A 16,516-nucleotide genomic window follows, 5' to 3' on the forward strand; every position below is an offset into this window, starting at 1 on the left:
TCCGCCGCGTGCGCATGGATGCTAGAGACGAGCGATGAAACCGAATTTCTCCCTGATCCTGTCCAGCGAGGGGCTGCAACTCCTGCATCGCGCCCGTGACGGATGGGCGCGCGTCGGAGACGTCGGCTTCGCCTCGTCCGATCTCGCCGCAGACCTTGCTGCGCTGCAAGAGCGTGCCGCGCGCCTGCCTGGCGATGCCACCTGCAAGCTGATCCTGCCCGAGGATCAGATCAAATACATGACCATCGAGGCGAGCGGCGATCCCGATGCCGCCGTGCGCGCTGCGCTCGAGGGCGCGACGCCTTATGCGGTGGACGAGCTTGAATACGACTGGACCGCCGAGGACGGCGTGATCCATGTCGCCGCCGTCGCCCTGGAGACGCTGGGCGAGGCCGAGAGCTTCGCGGTCGAGCATGGGTTCGAGCCGGTCAGCTTCGCCGCGATCCCCGAAGGCCCGGTTTTCCGGGGCGAGCCTTTCTTCGGCGTGACCGCCTGGGCCGGCACCGCCCTGCCCGAGGGCACCCAGGTGGAGCGCGACGCCGCGCCCATCCGCATCACCGGCGAGGCCGAGATCCCGGCAGAGAACGCGCCCGACGAAGATATCGCCGAAGACGAGGACGCGCCCGTCGCGGCGGCGGCCACGCAGGCCGTGGCCGAGGCCGGACCCGCGCCCAAGCCCAAGGCGCCGGAAGTGCAGCCTGAGGCGCCGCCTGCGGCTTCGGACGCCAAGAAGGACACCGCGCCCGCGTCCGGCGCGCCCGAGCCGTCCGTCGCCGCCTTCAGCTCGATCCGGGCCAGCCGCGGCCTCGACGGCGCACCGCGCCCGCCCCTCGCGGCGGACGGCCCGCGCCTGTCGCGTCTCGGCGGCGCGGATGCCGGAGCCAAGGAGGGCATGGCCCCGTCCCTGCCCAGCCCCGCCGATGACGGCCCGAGCGATCCCGCAATGATGGCCGAGCTTGCGGCGAGCCTGCGCCCCGATCCCGAAGCGCGGCTCGACCGCGATGCGGCGGAGGAGGCGGCCCCGGCGCGGAACGGGTCCGACCCCGACCGAGGCGCAGGCCTCTTCGCGATGCGCGGCGCCAAGCCCGCCAAGGAAAAACCGCGCGCGTCCAAGGCGATACGCCGCGATCACGATGAAAAGCAGCGCATGACCGTCTTCGGCGCGCGCCAGAGCGAAGTGCGCGGCAAGCCGCGCTTTCTCGGCCTCATCCTGACGGCGATCCTGCTTTTGTTCCTCGTCGGCGTCGCGGCCTGGGCGTCGGTCTTTCTCGATGACGGCCTCGCGCGGCTCTTCCGGGGCGGCGACATCAAGCTGGCCGACGTGCCCGCCGTGAGCGAGGCCGAAGTCGATCCAGTGGTGCAGGAGGACGATGCCCCCGCTCCCGCGCTGATCGCGCCCCTGCCCGCGGGCGACGCCAAGGATGAGGAAGAGCGCACGGCGGCGCTGACCGATGCGGGCACCGAGCGCCCCGAAGTGGCCACGCTCCCGAGCCGCCCCACAGTCCTGTCGCCCAGCGAGGCGCTTGCCAGCTATGCCGCGACCGGCATCTGGCAAATGGCGCCCACCGCGCCCGAGACGCCCGGCGCGGGCGCACCGCTCAGCGATCTCTATGAGGTCTCGCTCGATCCGGGCCTCGCGCTCGAGCTGCCGGGCACTTTGCCGCGCCGCCAGCCCGATGCGCGCGACACCGCGCTCGAGACGCCCGCCGATCCGCCCCCCGCCGGCACGCGCTTCGATTTCGACGCACGCGGCCTCGTGCGCGCGACCCCCGAAGGGGCCCTGACGCCCGAGGGCGTTCGCGTCATTGCAGGGCGCCCGCCACTGATGCCCCCCGCCGAAATGGAGCAGACCGTGACCGTCACGGCCGCCGTGCCGGTGGAGGAGACGGGCGAGGCGGAAATCACGCAGATCCAGATCGATCCGGCGCTCGCGAATGTGCGCCCCCGTGCGCGCCCCGAGACGCCGCTGACCGACGCGGCCGAGCCCGAGGAAGAAACGGATGCCGAGCAGGCGGACGGCGCCCCCGATACCAGCATCGCCGGCACGCGCGACGGGGCGATCGGTACTGCCGCATCGCTCGCCGCGCTGCGCCCTCAGCCCCGCCCCGCCGAGATGTCAGCCGCCGCCGCCACGCTCCAGACGGCCTCCGCCGGATCGACCGTGCCGCTCGTGGATGGCGCGGCGCTCACCCGCGCGCTGACCGAAGCGACCGCCCAGCCCCAAAGCGCCGCCGCCGCCACGAGCGCCGCCGATCCCGAGGAGCTGGACGACGCGTCCTTCGAGAACGCGACGCCCCAGGCGGTCACCGCCTCGCTGACACCGCTCAAGCGGCCCGGCGATTTCGACACCACCGTCAAGCGCACGCAAGAGGCGGTCGCGGCGCAGCCGGTGCCGCAATCGCAGCAGATGCAGGTCTCGCTGCCCTCGAGCGCATCGGTCGCCAGTCAGGCGACCGAAAAGAACGTGCTCAACATGCGCGAAGTGAACCTCATAGGCGTCTATGGCTCACCCGCCAGCCGCCGGGCGCTCGTGCGGCTCGGCAACGGGCGCTATCAGAAAGTACGCGTCGGCGACACGCTCGACGGCGGTCAGGTCGCCGCGATCGGCGAGGGCGAGCTGCGCTATATCAAGCGCGGGCGCAATGTCGTGCTGCGCATGCCGCAAGGCTAATACCGACCGGTCTTTGCAAAAAATTCACGCAAGCCGGGTGTAAAACCCGCAAAGGATGCGCCATGAGCGCCGCTAGGGCGTTGCGACATCCGCCTGCGTCTTTATGCTCGGCGCGTTCCGCAAGGATGCAGAACCGATACCGCCGGGCCTCGAGCGCCCCCCAAGGAGACCGCGATGGAAGCCTTTCTCTACCAGGCATCGATCTACCTCGCCGCCGCCGTGATCGCCGTGCCGATCGCAGCGCGTCTCGGCCTGGGCTCGGTGCTGGGCTACCTCGCGGCGGGCATCCTGATCGGGCCGCTCCTCGGCTTCGTCGGGCAGGAGACGGCCGAGCTTCAGCATTTCGCCGAGTTCGGCGTCGTGATGATGCTCTTTCTCATCGGCCTCGAGCTCGAGCCGCGCGCGCTTTGGGACATGCGGCATCGTCTTCTGGGTCTTGGCGGCATGCAGGTGGTGCTGACGACGCTCGTCATCATGCTGGGGGCCATGGCGCTCGGGCATGAGTGGAGCATCAGCCTCGCCATCGGCCTCATCTTCGCGCTGTCGTCCACCGCAATCGTGCTGCAGACGCTCTCGGAAAAGGGGCTGATGCAGACCAAGGGCGGGCGCTCGGCCTTCTCGGTGCTGCTGACGCAGGACATCGCGGTCATCCCGATGCTTGCCCTTCTGCCGCTGCTCGCGATGCGCAAGACGCCCGAGACGGTGCTGGACGAGGCGTTGCATCGCCCGATGGGAGACACCGGGGACGCCGCCCATGCCGCAGCCGCCCATGGCGGCGGTCATCACGGCTCGGGCCTTTCGCTGGTCGAAGGGCTGCCCGGCTGGGGCGTGACGCTTGTCACGCTCGGCGTCGTGGCCGCGATCATCATCGCGGGCGTCTATCTCACGCGGCCCGTCTTTCGCTTCATTCACCTCGCGCGGCTGCGCGAGATGTATACCGCCCTCGCCCTTCTGATCGTCTGCGGCATCAGCTTCGTTATGTATCTCATCGGCCTCTCGCCCGCGCTCGGCGCGTTCCTCGCGGGCGTGGTTCTGGCCAACAGCGAATTCCGGCACGAGCTAGAGTCGGATATCGAGCCGTTCAAGGGCCTCCTGCTGGGGCTCTTCTTCATCACCGTCGGCGCGGGCATCAATTTCGTGCTGCTCTTCGCCGAACCCTTCCTGATCCTCGGCCTCGCGCTGATGATCATCGTCATCAAGGGCGCGATCCTCTACATCCTCGGGCGCATCTTCGAGCTGCGCGGGCGCGATCTGTGGCTCTTCACCCTCTCGCTGGCGCAGGCGGGCGAATTCGGCTTCGTGCTCATCTCCTTCTCGGGCCAGCAGAACGTCGTGCCCGCCGAAATGACCGAGATGCTGCTGCTGGTCGTGGCGATGTCGATGCTCATCACGCCGCTTCTCTTCATCCTCTACGACTGGCTGTCGAGCCGGATGGAGGAGGCGAGCGAGGATTTCGAGCATGACGATGTAGACGAGCAGGCGCGCATCATCATCGTCGGCATCGGGCGTTTCGGGCAGATCGTGAACCGGCTCGTGCGCTCTTCGGGCTACGAGACGGTGGTGCTCGATCATGACCTGACAGCGATCCAGCGCATGCGCCGTTTCGGGGTCAAGGGGTTCTTCGGCGATCCGACGCGCCCCGAGATGCTGATGGCGGCGGGACTGCGCGATGCCAAGGTGCTCGTCGCCGCGCTCGACGATCCCGATGCCGCCGTGCGGCTCGTCACCTTCGCGCGGCGCGAGCGGCCCGATCTGCACATCATCGCGCGGGCGCGCGACCGCAACCATGTCTTCCGCCTTTATCAGGCTGGCGCCAACGACATCGTGCGCGAGATGTTCGACGCCTCTCTGAGGGCCGGGCGTTATGTTCTTGAAAACATGGGTCTCTCCGAGTTCGAGGCCGCCGAGCTCGAAGACATGTTCTATCACCATGATCGCCTCTCGGTGCGAGAGCTCGCGGCGCTCTGGGATCCGAACGTGCCGACCGTCGAAAACGAGAAATACATCGCCCGCGCCCGCGAGCTCGAGGAGCAATTGCAGACGATGCTCCTGTCGCAGCTCGAGGAATCGGGCGACGACACGCCCAAGAAACGCGCCTGACCCGGCGGGCGCTCAGCCGCCCGAAACGCCCGCCTCGGCGAAGCTCGCCATGCCCGAATGGCAGGCCAGCGCGCCCTGCACGATCCCGATGGCGAGCGCGGCGCCCGACCCCTCGCCGAGCCGCATGCCCAGCGACAGAAGCGGCGCCTTGCCCAGATGGTGCAGAAGACGCGGATGCGCGGCCTCGGCGCTGGAATGGCCCGCGATGCAGTGATCGAGCGCGCCGGGCGCCTCGGCCTCGAGGCAGGCCGCCGCCGCGCAGCAGATGAACCCGTCGAGAATGACCGGAATACGCAGATGCCGCGCGCGCAGGATCGCGCCCGCCATCGCCGCCAGCTCGCGCCCCCCGAGCGCGGCCAGAAGGCTCAGCGGCGCGCGGCGCAGCGCGCCATGGCGGCGCACCGCCGCATCGACGGCGCGCGTCTTGATCGTCATCGCCTCGGGATCGACGCCCGTGCCGCGCCCGGTCCAGTCCACCGCCTGCCCACCATAAAGCGCATGACATATCGCCGAGGCCGAGGTCGTGTTGCCGATCCCCATCTCGCCGGTCACCAAGAGATCCGCCTCGGGATCGACCGCGTTCCAGCCGACGCGCACCGCATCCATGAACTCGGCCTCGTCCATCGCAGGCGCGCGGGTGAAATCTGTCGTGGGCCGATCGAGCGCGATCGCATGTACGTCCATCCGCGCGCCGACCTGCCGCGCGATCTGATTGATCGCGGCGCCGCCCGCCTTGAAATTCGCCACCATCTGCGCCGTGACCTCGGCCGGGAAGGCCGAGACGCCCTGCGCCGTCACCCCGTGATTGCCCGCGAATATGACGATCTGCGGTGCCCGGATGCGCGCGCGCGCATCGCCTTGCCAGCCGCAGACCCAGGCCGCCACCTCCTCGAGCCGACCGAGCGCGCCGGGCGGTTTCGTGAGGCTCGCATCGCGGGCGCGCGCGACCTCCATCGCCTCGGCATCGGGACCGGGAAGATCGCGCAAGAGCGCCGCCAGATCCGTGATCGTCCGCAAATCGGTCCCCGTCATGCGCATCCCCGTTGCACAGCCTTTCCTGCGCGGTGTATCGCAAGGACGCCGCGAATGGCAGGTGAAAAGGGCGAAATTCATGCAGAAATCCGACATGCTGCGCCGCTCGGGGGGCGATATCGCGGCCGCGCTCGCCCTTCTGAGCCGCATCTCCCTGCCGAACGCGCCCATGCGCGGCGCGGGCGCGGCCTGGGCCTATCCGGTGGCCGGTGCCGTCATCGGGCTGATCGGCGGTCTGGCAGGGATGGCGGCGCTCTGGGGCGGGCTACCCTCGGCGCTGGCGGCGCTGAGCGCGCTCGCCGCGCAGGTGATCGTGACCGGCGCCATGCATGAGGACGGGCTCGCGGACACGGCGGACGGGCTCTGGGGCGGCTGGACGCGGGCGCAGCGGCTCGAGATCATGAAGGACAGCCATATCGGCGCTTACGGCGTGGTCGCGCTGATCCTATCGCTTTCGGCGCGGTGGAGCGCGCTCTGGCTGATGTTCCAGATCGATGCAAGCTGGGCCATGGCGGCGATCGTGACGGCGGGCGCCGTCTCTCGCGCGGCGATCCCGGCGCTGATGTGGGCGCTGCCGCACGCGCGGGGCGCGGGCCTCTCGCACGGGACGGGCCGCCCGAATGCCCGCATCGTGGGCACGGGCGCCGCGCTCGCCCTCGCCCTTGCGCTTCTGCTCGTCGGCTGGTCCGCTATTCCCGCCGCGCTTTGGGCCGCCGCGCTCGTCTTCGGCGCGAGCCTCCTGCTTCGGTCAAAGATCGGCGGCCAGACGGGCGACACGCTCGGCGCGGTGCAGCAGGTGACCGAGATTGCGGTGCTCCTGTCGATAATCGCCTGAACGCACGAAAAAGGCCGCATCCGAAAGGGATGCGGCCCGATCTTCACGTCGTGAAGGCGCCTTCAGGCAGCGCGCGAGACCAGCACATCGCCGACCTGGCGGGCGGCCTCGACCTCGTCATCACCGCTCACGGCAGCCACTTCGCGCGTCAGACGCTCGAGCGCGGCCTCGTAAAGCTGACGCTCGGAATAGCTCTGCTCGCGCTGGTCGTCGGTGCGGTGCAGATCGCGCACGACCTCCGCGATGGCGATCAGATCGCCGGAATTGATCTTCTGCTCGTATTCCTGCGCGCGGCGCGACCACATGGCCTTCTTGGCCTTGGCCTTGCCCTTGAGCGTGCTCATCGCCTTCGAGACGATGTCGGGGCTCGAGAGCGAGCGCATGCCGATCTCGGTGGCCTTGTGCGTGGGCACGCGCAGCGTCATCTTGTCCTTCTCGAAGGAAATGACGAAAAGCTCCAGCTCGATCCCGGCGATTTCCTGACTTTCGATCGACACGATCCGGCCAACGCCATGGGCCGGATAGACGACGAAATCATTGGGGCTGAACTCGGATTTCTTGGACTTGCTCATTCAGAACTTCCTTTCCAGGCTGGCCCGAATGTCATCGACAAATCACCAGTCTCCCGGCGAATGGCCGGTTGGGGCATGGCGTCATGTCTTGGCACAGAAAAATCCATACCCGAGCGGCAGCAGGGGAAAATGGATATCGGGCATGGCGTTACATTAATGACATCATAGCACGAATCAGCGCCCTGCGGAAGGGTGCGAATCGTGGACCGTCGAAAGAGCGGGCTCGAACCTCAGCCGCCCTCGCCCGGCGCTTCGGAGAAATACTTCTCGAGCTTGCCGGTCTCGCCGTCGCGTTCCTTGGCGTCTGGAAGCTCGTCCTTCTTGGTGACGATCACCGGCCAAAGTTCGGCATATTTGCGGTTGAACTCGACCCATTTCTCCATGTCCGGCTCCGTGTCCGGCCGGATCGCGTCGGCGGGGCATTCCGGCTCGCAGACACCGCAATCGATGCATTCGTCAGGATGGATGACCAGCATGTTCTCGCCCTCGTAGAAGCAGTCCACCGGACAGACTTCGACGCAGTCGGTGTATTTGCAGGCGATGCAGGCATCGTTGACGATATAGGTCATGTCGGCCCCTGATTGGTCGGTCGGGCGAGACTTAGTCCAGCGCCGCGCGTCAATCAAGCGCCCCGGGCGCATTGAGGTCGAGTTTGCGCCGCTCTTTCTTGGTGGGCCGCCCTTTTCCCTCGTAACGGGGGTTGGGCGAAACGGGTGTTTCGTCCGCCCGCTCCGGCAGCGGCGACAAATCGTCATAGAGGGCCTGCGCCTCGGGCGCGGGGCCGCGCCGGGTGCCGGGCGCGAGGATGCGCGCCACACGCACGCGGCTTGCTTGGGTGAAGGTCAGCACATCGCCGGGACCGACCATCTGCGCAGGCTTGCCGGCCCTGTTGCCGTTGACCCGCACATGGCCCGACCTGACCACCGACGCAGCCAAGCCGCGCGTTTTGAAAAACCGCGCCTGCCACAGCCATTTGTCGAGGCGGATCTTCTCCGCGAGCGGTGCATCACTCTGCCCGCTCTCGCCCATCACTTGCCCTTGTTGAAGCCCATGAGGGCGGCGGCGAAGGGATTGTCGGGGTCGATCTTGTCTTTCTTGGGCTGCGGCTTGGCCTCGAAGCTCTTGGTGCCGGCGGGCTTGGCCCCGCGTTCGCCGCCCTTGGGCTTGCCCTTGCCGCGCGGCTTGCCACGGCCCTCGCCCGGCTTGCCACGGGCCGCGCCGCCGCCTTCGCGTGCGCCGTTCGGCGGCCCGCTGCGGCGGGCGCGTCCGGCCCAGGTGAATACGTAATAGACTTCGGGCTCGGCCGAGGGCGCGACGGGATCGGCGGGCGTGCCCGGCTCGACCTCGGTCTCGCTCATCGCAGGAATATCCGCAGGCACCTCCGCCTCGGCATCGGGCGTCTCGGCCACGGGCGCGACGCCCTCGGCCTCGATCCCCTCGACGACGTCCTGAGCGGTCTGCGCTTCCGGCTCGACGCCCGGCGCCTCTTCCATCACCTGGTCCACGGGCTTGACCTTGGCACGCTCGCCGCGTTCGGCCTTGTAGCCAAGGCCCTCCATCAGGTCCGCGAACTGCTCGAGCGTCATGCCGGTGATCGAGAGCATGTCGGCCTTCGCTTCGAAACCGCCCCGGCTGTCCTCGGCGCGCAGCATGTCGGCGAGCCGCTCGAGCATGTCGATGCGGATCGCGCGTGCGCCTGCGGCACGGTAGCCGGCCATCGTGTAATACCCCTGAGGCATCTTGGCGGCGGGCACGGTCACGAGACCCGGCGGCGGCGCCTCGGGAAACTCGTCCATGCCATTGGCGAGGCCCCAGAGAACAAGGCGCAGCCGCGTCGGCGCGGGCTTGAGCAGGAGGGGCATGAAAATGGTGAACTGGCCGAACCGCACGCCATGCTTGCGCAGCGCGCCGCGCGCCTCCTGCTCGAGCGACTTGACCTCGTCGGCCACGTCGCCGCGCGGGATGACGCCCATCGCCTCGACCATGCGGAAGCCGAATCCGCGCGCGAGGCCGGTCAGCGTCTCGTCCCGGCTGATGTTGAGAAGCGGCTCGAAGAGCGTTGCGATCTTGCGGTCGATGAAATGCTGAAGGCGGCGCTCGACCTTTTGGACAACGTCGGGACCCGCTTCCTCGTCCACGAAGGCCTTCACGTTCGGCTTCATCGGGTCCGAGCCGGCCACGAGCTTGCCCACGGCATCCTTGCCCCACATGAGACCGCCCTGCTCGGTGAAGTCGATCTCGGTATCGGGAGCGTTATAGAAGCGATCTGCGCGCAGGTTGAAATGGGGTGCGAGCGCCTGAAGGCTGGCCTGGCCCAGCGTCTTGGCCTCCTGCCCCGACGCGGTCTTGTCCTGCACGAAGCGGAACCCGTCCAGACGGCCGACGAATTCGCCCTCGACCGTCACTTCACCGTTGTCATTCACCTCTGCCACGATGGCTTCCTTCTGCTTGAGCCGGCGCAGAAGCACGGATGTGCGCCGATCCACAAATCTTTGCGTCAGCGCCCCATGCAGCGCGTCCGACAGTCGGTCTTCTACAGCGCGCGTCGCCTCGCGCCAATGCGTTTCGTCATCGACCCATCCTTTTCGCTGGGCCACATAGGTCCAGGTGCGGATATACGCCAGACGCTTCGACAACGTGTCGATATCGCCATCGGTTCGATCGATCCGCTTGATTTGTCGCGCGAGCCAGTCGTCCGGGATCCGCCCCCACTCGTGCAGATCGCAGAAGATGGTTTCCAGAAGGCTCGCATGCTCGGCCTGGCTGATGCCGCGAAAATCGGGGATGCGGCAGACGTCCCAAAGAAGCTTGACCGCGGCGCCGCCCATCGCGCGGGCGCGCACGTCCGGGATTGCTGAGAGCGTGCGCAGCGCGGTCAGATCGTCGGCCTCGCGGGCACGAACCAGCGCCTCGTGCGCGGGTTTTTCCTCGAGCGATGCGATGAGCGCCTCGGTCGATCCCATCCGAAGCGCGGCGTTGCGCCATTCGAGCTTCCGGATCGGGGTGAAGCGATGCTCCATGATCGCCTCGGCCACCTCAGGGAGCAATTCGGGCGCCTCGCCGGTCACGCCGAACGTGCCGTTGCTAATCCCCCGTCCCGCGCGGCCCGCGATCTGCGCCAGCTCGTTGGGCATGAGTTGGCGCATGCGCCGCCCGTCGAACTTGGTAAGCGAGGAGAAGGCGACATGGTCGATGTCGAGATTGAGGCCCATCCCGATCGCGTCGGTGGCCACCAGATAATCGACATCGCCGTTTTGATACATCTCCACTTGCGCGTTGCGCGTGCGCGGGCTGAGCGCGCCCATGACAACCGCCGCACCGCCCTTCTGACGGCGTAGAACCTCGGCTATGGCATAGACATTATCAACAGAAAATCCGACGATTGCGCTGCGCGCAGGCATCTTGCTTATCTTTTTCGAACCTGAATACATCAGTTCGGACATTCGGCTGCGCGGCACGAATTCCGCCTCGGGGATAAGCTGCGCGATCATGCTGCGCATCGTGCCGGCGCCCAGAAACTGCGTCTCGCGCAGGCCCCGCATCCGCAGAAGGCGGTCGGTGAAGACATGGCCCCGCTCGGGATCGGCGCAAAGCTGGATCTCGTCCACCGCCACGAAATCGGCTCCGATGCCTTCGGGCATCGCCTCGACCGTGCAGACCCAGTATTTGACGCGCGGCGGCACGATCCGCTCTTCGCCGGTGACGAGTGCCACCACGGACGGCCCGCGCGCCCGCACGATCTTGTCATAGACCTCGCGCGCCAGAAGGCGCAGCGGCAGGCCGATCACGCCCGTCGGATAGCCCAGCATCCGCTCGATGGCGAAATGCGTCTTGCCGGTATTGGTGGGGCCCAAGACCGCGAGGATCCGTGCATTGTCGGCCATGGGCCTCGTCTCCGGTCGTTCAGGATTGCGTCAGAGGTCGGCGCCCCGGGTGTCGGCGCTGATCCGGGCGATATTGGCCTCGGTATCGTCGAAATGGGGGTGGATCTCGGCCACGCGGCCATAGGCTTCGAGAGCGAGAACCGGCTGTCCGATCTGCTCGAGCAGCGCGCCGAGACTGTAGATCGCCGCGAAATTGCGCGGATCGAGCGCAAGCGCGCGCTCCAGATCGCCGATGGCCGCGCCGGGCATGCCCGCCCGCGCGAAGGCGACGGACCGCGCATGCCAGCCTTCGGCGAATTCCGGGGCATGATCGGTGAGCGCGCTGAGGATCTCGATGGCGAGGCCCATGTCATTCGCAGACATCGCGTCGCGTCCGCGCTTCAGCAGCAGGTTCATCGCGGGCGAGCCCGATTTCGAAAGCTCGAGCCGGATCTCGCGCCCGATGCGGCGGGCCTCCTCGGGTTCCGCGGTCTGGAGCGCCTCATACATGCTGTCCAGACGCTCCGCGCCGTTCTCCTGCGCACTCGCCGGCAGGGCCAGCGCGAGGCAGAGCAGGATGGCGGGATTGAGATTGATGCGAATAGCGCCCATAACACCTCCGAGTTTAGCGCCGCGCGCGGGAAAGCAAACCCCGAACGCGCGGCGGCCGGTCAAAATCACGGGAGCGGGCCGATGAATGGCAAGATCGACGAGGCGGTGGCGGCTCTGAATGCGCGGATGACGGGCGCGCCGATGGAAGGCTCGGCCAAGTTCGTCGTGCCCGGCGAGGGCGCGATCATCGTGGACGGCAGCGGCGCGCGGGCCTCGGACGAGGCAGCGGACGTGACGCTGACCGCCGATGCGGAGGTCTTTCGCGCCATCATTCAGGGAGACGTGGACCCCGCCGGCGCCTATCTGCGCGGCAAGCTGTCGGTCGAGGGAGACGTGAGCGTGGCGATGCGGCTGGGCCGGGTTCTCGGCTGATGCAGGCGGCGCCGCTCCTCGAGGAGATCGCGGACGGCCCGCCCGGAGGGCGCGCCGCGTGGATGCGCGCCGCCGACGGCACCCGTCTGCGCGTGGCGCATTGGCCCTGCGACAGCGCGCGCGGGACCGTCCTCCTCCTGCCGGGGCGCACCGAATTCATCGAGAAATACGGCCGCGCGGCGCGCGATCTGGGTGCGCGGGGCTATGGCACCGCCGTGATCGACTGGCGCGGCCAGGGCCTCTCGGACCGGCTCACGGGCGACACGCTCACCGGCCATGTGGGCGATTTCGACGACTACCAGCAGGATGTGGCGGCATTGCTCGCAGCTTGCGCCGCGTGGGATCTGCCGCGCCCGTGGCATCTTCTGGCGCATTCGATGGGCGGCGCCATCGGCCTGCGCGCCGCGCTGGGCGATCTGCCCGTCGCCACCTGCGCCTTCACCGCGCCGATGTGGGGCATCAAGATGCGCGCGGTGCTGCGCCCGCTCGCCTGGTCACTCGGCTGGGCAGCGGGGCGCGCCGGGCTGGGCCACCGCTATGCGCCGAGCACCGGGCCGCAAAGCTATGTCCTCAGCGCGCCCTTCGAGACGAACGATCTGACACGCGATGCTGGGATGCATGCCCATATGCGTGCGCAGCTCACCGCGCATCCGGAGCTGAGCCTCGGCGGGCCGAGCCTCACCTGGCTCTTCGGGGCACTGCGCGAATGCAGGCGGCTTCACGCCCTGCCCTCGCCCGCGCAGCCGGGCCTCGCCATTCTGGGCACGGACGAGCGCATCGTGGACCCGGCGCGCATCGAGGCGCGCATGGCGCGCTGGCCCGGCGCGCGGCTCGAGCGGCTGGACGGGGCGCTTCACGAGCCGATGATGGACACGCCCGAGACGCGCGCGGCGGTCTGGGAGATGCTGGACAGATTTTGGCGCGAAAACGCCTAGCGGTCCTGCCGCACGTCCTGGCGCTGCGTTCCGAGGCCCGCGATCGAGAGCGTCATCACATCGCCCTCGCGCAAAAACCGCGGCGGCTTCATTCCCATGCCGACACCCGGCGGCGTCCCGGTCGCGATGATGTCGCCCGGATGCAGCGTCATCATCTGGCTGAGATAGGACACGATCTCGGCCACGCCGAAGACCATCGAGGATGTGGTCCCCCTCTGCGCCGGTTTTCCGTTCAGATCCAGCACCATGTCGAGCGACTGGACGTCGCCCACCTCGTCCGGCGTTACGAGCCATGGCCCGATGGGGCCGAAACTGTCGCAGCTCTTGCCCTTGGTCCATTGACCGCCCCGCTCGGTCTGGAAGGCGCGCTCCGAGACATCGTTGACGATGGTGTAGCCGGCGACATGGCCAAGTGCATCCGCCTCGCTCACGTATTTCGCGCGGCGCCCGATCACGATGCCCAGCTCGACCTCCCAATCCGATTTCTCGGACCCGCGCGGAAGGTAAACCGGATCGTTCGGTCCGGTGATGGACGAGGTCGCCTTCATGAAGACGATGGGCTCCTTCGGCGGCTCCAGCCCCACCTCGGCGGCGTGGTCGTAGTAGTTGAGGCCGATCCCGATCAGCTTGCCCACGCGGCCCACGGGCGGGCCGAGACGCGGCGCGCCCGGCACTTCGGGCAGACCCGCGGCGTCGAGATGCGGCAGCGCCGAGAGAACATCGCCCGCGATATCGTCCACCACGCCCGACAGATCGCGCAGTGTGCCGCCTGCATCGATCACGCCGGGTTTTTCGGCCCCGGCCTCGCCGTATCTTGCGAATTTCATGCGCTATTCCCCTCGGCTGTCCCGGCGCAGACTATCCGCCCCGCCCCGATGCGCAAGAGGCTGGCAATGGCGCGGGCGCAGCCTATCCTTTCCAACATGGTCCTGACGTTCAGACCCGAAGGCATCTATTGCCCGGCGGGAGATTTCTACATCGACCCGTGGCGCCCGGTGGACCGCGCGCTCATCACGCATGGCCATGCCGATCATGCGCGCCCGGGCCATCGGCGCTATCTTGCGACCGATATCGCGGGGCCTGTCATGCGCCACCGCCTGGGCGAGATCGAGCTCGAGAGCATCCGATACGGCGAGACGCGAAGCATCGGGGGCGCGCGCGTCTCCTTTCACCCTGCCGGTCACATTCCCGGCTCGGCCCAGATCCGCGTCGAGCTGGGCGGGGAGGTCTGGGTCGTCTCGGGCGATTACAAGACGACGCCCGACGCGCTCTCGACCCCGTTCGAGAGCGTCAGATGTCACAGCTTCATCACCGAATGCACCTTCGGCCTGCCGGTCTTCGAGTGGCCGACCGAGGCCAAGGCGGCCCGTCAGGTCAACGCGTGGTGGGCCGCCAATGCGGCGGAGGGCATTTTCAGCCTCCTCGGCGCCTATTCGCTCGGCAAGGCGCAACGGGTCATGAGCCTGCTCGATCCCGAGATCGCGCCCATCCTGACGCATGGCGCGGTCGAGAACACGAACGCGATCCTGCGCGCGCAGGGGTTCGATCTGCCCGCCACCACTCATGCCACGCAGGGCCTCAAACCCAAGGATTACCCCGGCGCGATGGTCATCGCGCCGCCCGGCGCGCTCGGCAGCGACTGGGCGCGCCGTTTCCGGCCGGGCGCGACAGGTTTCGCCAGCGGCTGGATGCGGATGCGCGGCGTGCGGCGGCGGCGCAGCGTGGATCGCGGCTTTGTCGTGTCGGACCACGCCGACTGGAAGGGCCTCAACGAGGCGATCAAGGCGACGGGTGCGGAAAACATATACGCAACGCACGGTTACACCGAGATCTTCGCGCGATGGTTGACCTCCGAAGGCTATAACGCCGAGGCGCTCAAGACCGAGTTCACCGGCGAAGGCGTCGGCGCGGAGGACAGCGAATGAAACGCTTCACCGCCCTCTACGCCACCATCGACCAGACGACCAAGACCAATACCAAGGTCGCCGCCCTCGCCGCCTATTTCAGGGAGGCCCCGGAGGAGGACCGGCTCTGGACCATCGCGCTCTTCTCGGGTCGGCGCCCCCGCCGCGCGATCACCACGACCAAGCTGCGCGCCTGGGCCGCCGAGCGCGCGGGCATCCCTCTTTGGCTCTTCGAGGAGGCCTATCCCATCGTCGGCGATCTGGCCGAGACGATCGCCCTCGTCCTGCCCCCGCCCAGCCGCCGGCAGGACCGCAGCCTGACGGACTGGATCGCCTATCTGCGCGGTCTCGATGGCGCCGAGGAGGAGGCGCGCAAGGCCGCCGTTCTGGACGCCTGGGAGCAGATGGACGCCGCCGAGAGGCTCGTCTTCAACAAGCTGCTGACGGGCGGCTTTCGCGTCGGCATCAGCCGCAAGCTGATGACCCGCGCCCTCAGCGCCGCGACGGGCCATGACGAGGCCGAGCTCGCGCATCGCCTCATGGGCGACTGGACGCCCGACAGCACCGATTACCGCACCCTGATCGAGGCGCCCGATCCCGAGGCGGCGCAGTCGCGCCCCTATCCCTTCTGCCTTGCCTACGGGCTCGAGGAGGCGCCCGAGACGCTGGGCGATCCGAAGGACTGGCTGGCCGAATGGAAATGGGACGGCATCCGCGGCCAGCTTATCGCGCGGAAGGGCGCGCATTTCGTCTGGTCGCGCGGCGAGGAATTGATGACCGACCGCTTTCCCGAATTCGCCCGCGCCGCCGATTTCCTGCCGGACGGCACCGTCCTCGACGGCGAGATCGTGGCCTGGGACGGGGCGGCGCCCCTGCCCTTCAACGATTTGCAAAAGCGGATCGGGCGCAAGACGGTGCCGAAATCGCTTTTGAAAAGCGCGCCGGTGATCCTTCTGGCCTACGATCTGCTGGAGGAGAATGGCGAGGACCTGCGCGCCCTGCCCTTCGCCGAGCGGCGCGCGCGGATGGACAGGCTGGTCGGCGCCCTGCCCGATGAGGCGCCCGTGCGCCCGTCGCCCTTGATCGCGCATGAAAGCTGGGACGCGCTGTCGGGCATCCGCGGCACCGCACGCGAGAACCGCGCCGAGGGCCTCATGCTCAAATCCGCTTCCAGCCCCTATCATGCCGGGCGCAAGCGCGGGGATTGGTGGAAATGGAAGCTCGATCCACTGACGATCGACGCGGTGATGATCTACGCGCAGCAAGGCTCGGGGCGGCGCGCGAACCTCTTCACCGATTTCACCTTCGCGGTCTGGAGCGGCAATGACCTCGTGCCCTTCACCAAGGCCTATTCCGGCCTCACCGATACCGAATTCCGCAAGATCACCGCATGGGTGCGCAAGAACACGCGCGAGCGTTTCGGACCCGTGCGGAGCGTCACGCCCGAGCATGTGTTCGAGATCGCCTTCGAGGGCATCGCCCCCTCGCCCCGCCACAAGTCGGGCGTGGCGTTGCGCTTTCCGCGGATGAAGCGCTGGCGCCATGACAAACCGCTTCAGGAGGCCAACACGCTCGACGATCTGCACGAGATGCTGCGGCAATACGGCTGAATTTTGCGCT

Annotated in this window: 14 protein-coding genes; 7 read left to right on the forward strand and 7 right to left on the reverse strand. The window is 68.0% G+C overall.

What is annotated here, in order from left to right; all coding sequences use genetic code 11:
* Window positions 1-34: 34 nt before the first annotated feature.
* Window positions 35-2,671 carry a hypothetical protein gene (locus ACGRVM_RS04910; RefSeq protein ID WP_377168110.1) on the forward strand — a complete coding sequence of 879 codons (2,637 nt, stop codon included), beginning with the start codon at window positions 35-37 and terminating at the stop codon, window positions 2,669-2,671.
* A 174-nt stretch (window positions 2,672-2,845) separates the two neighbouring features.
* Complete coding sequence (locus tag ACGRVM_RS04915) at window positions 2,846-4,771, forward strand: cation:proton antiporter domain-containing protein (protein WP_377168108.1); 1,926 nt, start codon at window positions 2,846-2,848, stop codon at window positions 4,769-4,771.
* A gap of 12 nt (window positions 4,772-4,783) precedes the next feature.
* Here the strand turns inward: ACGRVM_RS04915 and cobT are convergent, their stop codons facing one another.
* A complete protein-coding gene (gene cobT / locus ACGRVM_RS04920) occupies window positions 4,784-5,803 on the reverse strand; it encodes a nicotinate-nucleotide--dimethylbenzimidazole phosphoribosyltransferase (protein ID WP_377168106.1) in 1,020 nt (339 codons plus the stop codon).
* Between the two features lie 79 nt (window positions 5,804-5,882).
* Here cobT and ACGRVM_RS04925 point away from each other — a divergent pair, with 79 nt between their 5' ends.
* A complete protein-coding gene (locus ACGRVM_RS04925; RefSeq protein ID WP_377168104.1) occupies window positions 5,883-6,638 on the forward strand; it encodes an adenosylcobinamide-GDP ribazoletransferase in 756 nt (251 codons plus the stop codon).
* Between the two features lie 62 nt (window positions 6,639-6,700).
* Here ACGRVM_RS04925 and ACGRVM_RS04930 read toward each other — a convergent pair whose 3' ends face one another.
* The 5 genes from ACGRVM_RS04930 to ACGRVM_RS04950 all read right to left on the reverse strand — a co-directional run bounded on the left by ACGRVM_RS04930 (window position 6,701) and on the right by ACGRVM_RS04950 (window position 11,685).
* Window positions 6,701-7,210, reverse strand: coding sequence for a CarD family transcriptional regulator (locus ACGRVM_RS04930; protein WP_377168102.1), 510 nt, complete (start codon window positions 7,208-7,210; stop codon window positions 6,701-6,703).
* Between the two features lie 230 nt (window positions 7,211-7,440).
* Window positions 7,441-7,779, reverse strand: coding sequence for a ferredoxin FdxA (gene fdxA / locus ACGRVM_RS04935; protein ID WP_377168100.1), 339 nt, complete (start codon window positions 7,777-7,779; stop codon window positions 7,441-7,443).
* A 49-nt stretch (window positions 7,780-7,828) separates the two neighbouring features.
* Entirely contained in the window at window positions 7,829-8,239 is a 411-nt protein-coding gene (locus ACGRVM_RS04940; protein WP_377168098.1) for an RNA-binding S4 domain-containing protein, read from the reverse strand.
* Window positions 8,239-11,094, reverse strand: a complete 2,856-nt coding sequence (locus tag ACGRVM_RS04945) for a helicase-related protein (protein ID WP_377168096.1) — start codon at window positions 11,092-11,094, stop codon at window positions 8,239-8,241. Before ACGRVM_RS04945 ends, ACGRVM_RS04940 begins: the two co-directional genes overlap by 1 nt.
* Before the next feature lie 30 nt (window positions 11,095-11,124).
* Window positions 11,125-11,685 carry a tetratricopeptide repeat protein gene (locus tag ACGRVM_RS04950; RefSeq protein WP_377168094.1) on the reverse strand — a complete coding sequence of 187 codons (561 nt, stop codon included), beginning with the start codon at window positions 11,683-11,685 and terminating at the stop codon, window positions 11,125-11,127.
* Window positions 11,686-11,766: 81 nt separating this feature from the next.
* On the opposite strand from ACGRVM_RS04950, the gene ACGRVM_RS04955 reads away from it, so the two are divergent.
* Both ACGRVM_RS04955 and ACGRVM_RS04960 read left to right on the forward strand, forming a co-directional pair.
* Window positions 11,767-12,057: an SCP2 sterol-binding domain-containing protein gene (locus ACGRVM_RS04955; RefSeq protein ID WP_377168092.1), complete on the forward strand. Its 291-nt coding sequence runs from the start codon at window positions 11,767-11,769 to the stop codon at window positions 12,055-12,057.
* Window positions 12,057-12,992, forward strand: a complete 936-nt coding sequence (locus tag ACGRVM_RS04960; RefSeq protein WP_377168090.1) for an alpha/beta fold hydrolase — start codon at window positions 12,057-12,059, stop codon at window positions 12,990-12,992. The genes ACGRVM_RS04955 and ACGRVM_RS04960 overlap by 1 nt, the downstream gene beginning before the upstream one ends.
* Here the strand turns inward: ACGRVM_RS04960 and ACGRVM_RS04965 are convergent.
* A complete protein-coding gene (locus ACGRVM_RS04965) occupies window positions 12,989-13,819 on the reverse strand; it encodes a fumarylacetoacetate hydrolase family protein (RefSeq protein ID WP_377168088.1) in 831 nt (276 codons plus the stop codon). The two genes, ACGRVM_RS04960 and ACGRVM_RS04965, sit on opposite strands and share 4 nt — an antisense overlap.
* A 96-nt stretch (window positions 13,820-13,915) precedes the next feature.
* Here ACGRVM_RS04965 and ACGRVM_RS04970 point away from each other — a divergent pair, with 96 nt between their 5' ends.
* Both ACGRVM_RS04970 and ACGRVM_RS04975 read left to right on the forward strand, forming a co-directional pair.
* A complete protein-coding gene (locus tag ACGRVM_RS04970) occupies window positions 13,916-14,917 on the forward strand; it encodes a ligase-associated DNA damage response exonuclease (protein ID WP_377168086.1) in 1,002 nt (333 codons plus the stop codon).
* Window positions 14,914-16,506: an ATP-dependent DNA ligase gene (locus ACGRVM_RS04975; RefSeq protein ID WP_377168084.1), complete on the forward strand. Its 1,593-nt coding sequence runs from the start codon at window positions 14,914-14,916 to the stop codon at window positions 16,504-16,506. Before ACGRVM_RS04970 ends, ACGRVM_RS04975 begins: the two co-directional genes overlap by 4 nt.
* Window positions 16,507-16,516 lie beyond the last annotated feature (10 nt).

The sequence above is a fragment of the Roseovarius aquimarinus genome (assembly GCF_043661195.1).
In the GTDB taxonomy this organism is placed as follows: domain Bacteria; phylum Pseudomonadota; class Alphaproteobacteria; order Rhodobacterales; family Rhodobacteraceae; genus Roseovarius; species Roseovarius aquimarinus.

Bases quoted from the DNA above. Each gene is read 5' to 3' on its own strand.
- ACGRVM_RS04915 (WP_377168108.1), top strand. From the start codon at position 2,846: ATGGAAGCCTTTCTCTACCAGGCATCGATCTACCTCGCCGCCGCCGTG.
- ACGRVM_RS04950 (WP_377168094.1), bottom strand. From the start codon at position 11,685: ATGGGCGCTATTCGCATCAATCTCAATCCCGCCATCCTGCTCTGCCTC.
- ACGRVM_RS04955 (WP_377168092.1), top strand. From the start codon at position 11,767: ATGAATGGCAAGATCGACGAGGCGGTGGCGGCTCTGAATGCGCGGATG.
- ACGRVM_RS04945 (WP_377168096.1), bottom strand. From the start codon at position 11,094: ATGGCCGACAATGCACGGATCCTCGCGGTCTTGGGCCCCACCAATACC.
- ACGRVM_RS04965 (WP_377168088.1), bottom strand. From the start codon at position 13,819: ATGAAATTCGCAAGATACGGCGAGGCCGGGGCCGAAAAACCCGGCGTG.
- ACGRVM_RS04975 (WP_377168084.1), top strand. From the start codon at position 14,914: ATGAAACGCTTCACCGCCCTCTACGCCACCATCGACCAGACGACCAAG.
- ACGRVM_RS04910 (WP_377168110.1), top strand. From the start codon at position 35: ATGAAACCGAATTTCTCCCTGATCCTGTCCAGCGAGGGGCTGCAACTC.
- ACGRVM_RS04960 (WP_377168090.1), top strand. From the start codon at position 12,057: ATGCAGGCGGCGCCGCTCCTCGAGGAGATCGCGGACGGCCCGCCCGGA.
- ACGRVM_RS04940 (WP_377168098.1), bottom strand. From the start codon at position 8,239: ATGGGCGAGAGCGGGCAGAGTGATGCACCGCTCGCGGAGAAGATCCGC.
- cobT (WP_377168106.1), bottom strand. From the start codon at position 5,803: ATGACGGGGACCGATTTGCGGACGATCACGGATCTGGCGGCGCTCTTG.
- ACGRVM_RS04970 (WP_377168086.1), top strand. From the start codon at position 13,916: ATGGTCCTGACGTTCAGACCCGAAGGCATCTATTGCCCGGCGGGAGAT.
- fdxA (WP_377168100.1), bottom strand. From the start codon at position 7,779: ATGACCTATATCGTCAACGATGCCTGCATCGCCTGCAAATACACCGAC.
- ACGRVM_RS04925 (WP_377168104.1), top strand. From the start codon at position 5,883: ATGCAGAAATCCGACATGCTGCGCCGCTCGGGGGGCGATATCGCGGCC.
- ACGRVM_RS04930 (WP_377168102.1), bottom strand. From the start codon at position 7,210: ATGAGCAAGTCCAAGAAATCCGAGTTCAGCCCCAATGATTTCGTCGTC.